General features: G+C 68.8%; 2 protein-coding genes. Both read right to left on the bottom strand.

Features of this window, described 5'->3' with window-relative positions; genetic code table 11:
- The coding region (locus Q8S40_RS01530) for a sulfite exporter TauE/SafE family protein (RefSeq protein WP_305669026.1) at nucleotides 1–445 on the bottom strand (445 nt) is incomplete at its 3' end.
- Nucleotides 446–502: 57 nt separating this feature from the next.
- Nucleotides 503–2,754: cation-translocating P-type ATPase (locus Q8S40_RS01525; RefSeq protein WP_305669025.1), on the bottom strand; the 2,252-nt coding region annotated here is incomplete at its 5' end.

Genomic DNA, 2,754 nt, shown 5'->3' with positions numbered 1-2,754 from the left:
CCGGGCTGGGCGCGGTGGTGGCCTGCACCGCCATTGCCATGGTCATCGAGCACGGCATCAGCCCGTTGAGCGCCCCGCCGATGGCCGCGCCGCCCACCGGACCACGCCGGGTGGCGGCGGCGAACTGCCGGCGGATCCAGGCGAGCGGCGCGAAGCTCAAGGTGTTGCGCACCGGCGACAGGCCGAGCAGATCGAGACCGAGCAGAATCACGATGATGCCGGCGAGAATTTGCAGGATGCCCTGCGCCTTGCCGATAATGCCGGTCTGCACCAGCACCGCGCCCAGAGAAGCGGCCGTCAGGCCGATCACGGCATAGACCGTGATGCGGGCGGCGTGATAGGCGAGATAGGGCGCATATCCCTTGGCGCCGAGGCGCAGGAAGAAGCCCGACACCAGGCTGCCGCACATGCCGATACAGTGGCCGCTGCCGAGGATGCCGGTCATGAAGGCGAGCCAGTAGGAGAACTCGGCGATGCGGTGGGCGTGCTCCATGCCGCTCGGTCAGTCCCGTTGCAGCCGCAGCGAATTGGTGACCACCGACACCGAGCTCATCGCCATTGCCGCCGAGGCGATCATTGGGCTGAGCCGTCCGGCGGCCGCGACGGGGATCGAAACGGCATTGTAGCCGAGCGCCCAGAACAGATTCTGGCGAATGATCTGCATCGTCCGCCGCGACAGTTCAATGGCGGCGGCGACGCGGGCGATGTCGCCGCCCACCAGGGTGATGTCGGCGGCCTCCAGCGCAATGTCGGCGCCGCTGCCGATGGCGAAGCCGACGTCGGCGGCGGCGAGCGCCGGCGCATCGTTGATGCCGTCGCCGATCATGCCGACGCGCTGCCCTTGCGCCTGCAAGTCGCGGATCAGCGCCAGCTTGTCGGCGGGGGTGGCGCGCGCGACGACCCGGTCGATGCCCACTTCGCCGGCGATGTGGCGGGCGACGGCCTCGACGTCACCTGTCGCCATCACGGTTTCGATGCCGAGGTGGTGGAGCAGAGCGATCGCCGCTCGGGCGCCCTCGCGCGGCCGGTCGGCGATGGCGAACAGTGCCGCCGCCTTGCCGCCCAGTGCCACGAACACCGGGGTCTTGCCCTGGCCGGCGAAGGTTTCCGCCAGGTTGACGAGATCGCCGGCCGCTACGCCGTTTTCCGCAAGCCAGGCGGCGTTGCCGACGAGCAGGGAGCTCTTGCCGTGTCTGGCGCGCACGCCCCGCCCCGCCAGTGCCTCGAAGCCGCTGATCTTAGCCTCCGGCGCGTTGCACTCGCGGCAATAGGCGCCAATTGCCCGCGCCAGGAAATGTTCGGAATGGTTTTCCGCCGCCGCCACGATTGCGAGCAAATTGAGGTCGTCGAGTCCGGAGGCATTGACGAAGTCGGTGACCGCTGGCTTGCCCTCGGTGATGGTGCCGGTCTTGTCGAATACCACGGTGGTGAGCTTGGCCGCGGTTTCCAGCGCTTCGCCGTTGCGGATGTAGATGCCGCGCCGCGCGGCTTGGCCGGTGCCGACCATGATCGCGGTGGGCGTGGCCAGCCCCAGCGCGCACGGGCAGGCGATCAGCAGAACGGCGACGGCATGGGAAAGCGCGCGCGACAGGGGATGGCCGGCCAGCATCCAGCCGGAAAAAGTGAGCGCGGCGATGCCGCCGACCGCCGGCACAAAACGCGCGGATCTGCGGTCGGCGAGTTTTTGCACCGGCAGCTGGGCACCTTGGGCATGATCGACCAGGTGGACGATGCCGGCCAGCACGGTGTTTCCACCGACGGCGGTGACGCGCAGGGTGAAGCTGCCCATGCCGTTGAGGCAGCCGCCAATGACCGGGTCTTGCGGATTTTTCGCCGCCGGCAGCGATTCGCCGGTAATCAGCGCCTCGTCGACGCTGGAGTGCCCTTCGAGCACCACACCATCGGTCGGGATGCGCTCGCCGGGGCGTACGCGCAGGATGTCACCGACCGCCACCTCGTCGATCGGCACCGCGAACTCGCGCCCGTCACGCATGAGGGTGGCGGTTTCCGGTTGCAGTTCGATCAGTTTGCGGATCGCCTCGCTGGCGCGGCCTTTCGCCTTTTCTTCCCAGTAGCGGCCAAGCAGGACGAAGGCGAGGATGCTGGCGGCGGCCTCGAAATAGACGTGATGATGCCGCCGCGCCAAGCCGGGCAGGCTGTAGAGGTAGGCGGCGCCTGCGCCCAGCGCCACCAGCGTATCCATGTTGGCGGCGCGCTGACGGCCAAGCAGCGCGGCTTTCTTGAAGATTTCCGCGCCGGGGCCGAACATGACGGCGCTGGTGAGCGCGAATTCGACCAGGCGCAACAGGGGGGAGCGGTGCATCACCATGCCCAGCGCCGCCACCGGCACCGCGAGCAGGGCGGCAAGCTGGAAGCGGCGTTTGGCCTGTGCCAGTTGCGCCTTTTCCCGCTCCACCACCAGACGCCGCTGCGCCAGCGTATCCATCGGGCGCGGCGTATAGCCGAGCCTGGCAACCAGGGCGGAAACCTCCTCGCGGCCGAGCGCCCCCGTCACGCTGGCGGTGCCGGCGGCGTAATTGACGCTGGCCTTGCTCACCCGCGGATCGCGCTTGAGCTTCATCTCGATCAGCAGGGCGCAGGAAGCGCAGGTCATGCCTTCCACTGCGACGGCGCATTCCCGCAGCGGAGCGTCGGGCAGCGGCACAGCGGGCGGAGGTGCGGCTGGCGCGGCGGAAATGTTGCCGATCACGGCATCGAGGATGGCGAGCAACTTCGCTTCCGGCAGGCGCGCCG

This window comes from Falsiroseomonas sp. (genome assembly GCF_030695085.1).
Classification (GTDB): domain Bacteria; phylum Pseudomonadota; class Alphaproteobacteria; order Acetobacterales; family Acetobacteraceae; genus Falsiroseomonas.
Note: the sequence above shows the minus strand (reverse complement) of the source record. Positions and strands in the feature narration are given on the sequence as shown.